3 protein-coding genes and 1 pseudogene are annotated in these 2,825 nt (G+C 55.9%); all 4 read left to right on the top strand.

Going from position 1 to position 2,825, the window contains the following annotated elements:
* A partial coding sequence (locus DEO48_RS05310; RefSeq protein WP_181366965.1) for a phage tail sheath subtilisin-like domain-containing protein occupies window positions 1-871 on the top strand: 871 nt, incomplete at its 5' end.
* A 9-nt stretch (window positions 872-880) separates the two neighbouring features.
* On the top strand, window positions 881-1,249 hold the full coding sequence (locus tag DEO48_RS05305) for a phage tail tube protein (RefSeq protein WP_109844561.1): 369 nt from the start codon (window positions 881-883) through the stop codon (window positions 1,247-1,249).
* Between the two features lies 1 nt (window position 1,250).
* A complete protein-coding gene (locus DEO48_RS05300) occupies window positions 1,251-1,583 on the top strand; it encodes a phage tail assembly protein (RefSeq protein ID WP_109844560.1) in 333 nt (110 codons plus the stop codon).
* A gap of 105 nt (window positions 1,584-1,688) precedes the next feature.
* Window positions 1,689-2,825: pseudogene (locus DEO48_RS05295) on the top strand (hypothetical protein); the annotation flags it as partial.

Genomic DNA, 2,825 nt, shown 5'->3' with positions numbered 1-2,825 from the left:
GGCGGGTACACCTGAGTTGCTGGACGCGCTGTCGGGCCTGAAGGACAAGCCGTTTGATTTTATTGTGCTGCCCTACACCGACACAACCAGCCTCGATACCCTGAAGCAGTTCATGAATGACAGCACGGGGCGCTGGAGCTATCAGAAGCAGATTTACGGGCACGTGTTTGCCACGGCGACCGGGACCTACGGCCAACTGACGGCGACGGGGGAGGCGCGGAACAATCAGCATGAATCCCTGATGGGCGTTTATGACTCACCGTCCCCGGCCTGGCTGTGGAGCGCCGCTTATACCGGCGCGGTGGCGAGTAGCCTGCGAACCGATCCGGGTCGTCCGGTTCAGACGTTGCCGGTATACAGCGTTCTGGCCCCGCCGGTTATCTCGCAGTTTGATCAGCCCGAACGTAACAACCTCCTGCACAGCGGTATTGCGAGCTATACGGTGCAGGATGACGGGACGATCCAGGTTGAAAATCTCATCACCACGTATCAGAAAAACGCCTACGGCGCGCCGGATGACAGCTATCTGGAAGTGGAGACCCTGTTCACCCTGATGTTTGTCACGCGTGATCTGAAAACGCTTATCACGTCGAAATTTGGCCGGATGAAACTGGTAGATGACGGGACCCGTTTCCGCGCCGGCTCACCGATTGTGACGCCCAAAATCATCAAAGGCGAGCTGCTGTCACGTTACACGCAGCTGGAGTTTGATGGCTATGTGCAGGACAGCGACGCCTTTGCGGCGGGACTTCTGGTCACGAAGAGCAGGCAAAACCCGAACCGGGTAGATGTGCTGTGGGATGGCATCCTGGTGAACCAGCTGCGCATCGTGGCACTTATGAATCAGTTCAGGCTGCAGCCGGCAGCGTAAGGATAAACGATGAGTGACAATTTACTGGCCGGTACGGCCTACGTATCAGTGGACGGCTCGACCATTATGGTCGGTGGTCAGTTCAAGTATGCCACGGGGCGCGTGAAGCGCGAGACGCTGATCGGGATGGACGGGATCCACGGTTACAAAGAGACGTTTGTCGCCCCCTATATTTCCTGCCAGGTGCGTGACGCAGGGAATACGGTGCTGTCGGACTACAACAACATGACAAACGTGACGCTGGTAGTGGAGCTTGCCAACGGCAAGACCCTGACCGGGAGCGGGATGTGGACGACGGATCCGCAGGAGGTGGACAGTGAAGAGGCGCTGTTCACCGTGAAGTGGGAAGGCATGACCGGCAGCGTGAAGGAGAGCTGATATGCAGGATATCTACGAATTACCGGAAGAGGAAACGATCCTCCTCAGCTACCCGATTTCTATGGGCAAAGAACACCGTGAATACCAGGAAATCACGCTGAGGGAGCCCTCGCTTGATGAGGTGGACAATTTCTACAAGGAAAGAGGAAAGGAAGACAGTTTGCTTTCGGGAATGGGGCTGCTGATTTCGCTTGTGTCCGGTGTGCCGCGCCCTGCTGTGAGAAAACTGAAATTCCGGGACTACAAGCGCTGCGAGGTCTGGTTAACCCGTTTTTTGACGTGGGTGCCGCCGGAGAAGGACGGGGAGAGCGGGGACGCCTCAGAGCTAACCTGACGTTCTACTGGAGGTGGGGGCCGGCCGATGTCGGCCCCCTGACCTTAAGGCAGGCGAAATACTGGGAGCGTCAGGCGCTCCGGATCAACAAAATCAGGAGTGGTGATGGCGGGTAATCGTTTTGACTTTGAGCTGGTCGCTAAGGATGAGGCCAGCGCCACCATTAAAGAGCTGGAAGCGACTGTTGCGAAAATGCTTCCCAACCTGGATAAGGCCGGAAGTAAGGTACAGCTGGGAGGGAAAAAGACCATTGAAGGCCTGGATGACCTTGGGAGCCGGTTGTCGAAAATCGATACCTTCGCGAAAAGCGGTGTGCAGTATTTTGGCGATATGGTGCCACCGCTGAAGCTCGCCGGCGAGCTCGCCGGCCGTTATGGCGGTGCTATCGCCAAAATAGGCGTGGGTGGGGCGGTTGCTTACGGCGTGGGTCAGGGGATCGCGTCCCTGGCTGGCAGCATGAAAGATGCCGCTGAAGATGCGTATAACCTGAATGTTCAGGCGATGGATGCGGGAATGAGCATTCATGACCTGACGCAGGTGGCCGGGGGAATGCGTATTCTCGGGGCTGACACCAACAAGGCGCGGGATTCGGTTGAAGCCTTATCCCGGTCATTAACCGATGCCATGAACGATCGCCAGAGTACCCTTACCGGCGTACTGAACCAGATAGGTGTACCCATCGTGGAACGTGCCGACCATACGGCGGATACGATGAAAACGCTGGAAAATCTGGCGAAGGTATTTCCGACAATTGGCGCGCAAAAGCAAAAGACGGTATCCGATGCGCTGGGGCTCACGCCAGAGATGCTGGCACTTTTACGTGATGGGGCGCATTACAAAGAGCTTCTGGCAAAATCCGATACGCTGGGTCTGACCCTTTCTGATGACACGGTTCAGAAACTGAGTGGGCTAAATGATTCCCTCAATGAGATCAGCGCATCCTGGGAGGGGCTAAAAAACAGGACGAAAAGTAACCTCTTCGGTGGAATGATGAATGACGTCACCGTTGGCAAACATACCGTTCTGAAGTCCGGTGTTAAAGATGGTCTTGACGGTGTGGCCGATCTTTTTACCAACGGTGATTTCACAGGGCTCTCTCATGCCATGGGGTTCATCAGTACCGAGAATGCCACTAAGCTCCGGCGTATGCAGGGTGATAAAAAGCTCTATAACAGCCTGTCCCGGCGTGAGCGTGGGGCTGTAGATGCGGGGTTTTATACCGATGCGGTGAAAAAGCGCTAT

It is taken from the genome of Enterobacter sp. CGMCC 5087 (genome assembly GCF_003144775.1).
Taxonomy (GTDB): domain Bacteria; phylum Pseudomonadota; class Gammaproteobacteria; order Enterobacterales; family Enterobacteriaceae; genus Enterobacter; species Enterobacter cloacae_M.
Note: the sequence above shows the minus strand (reverse complement) of the source record. Positions and strands in the feature narration are given on the sequence as shown.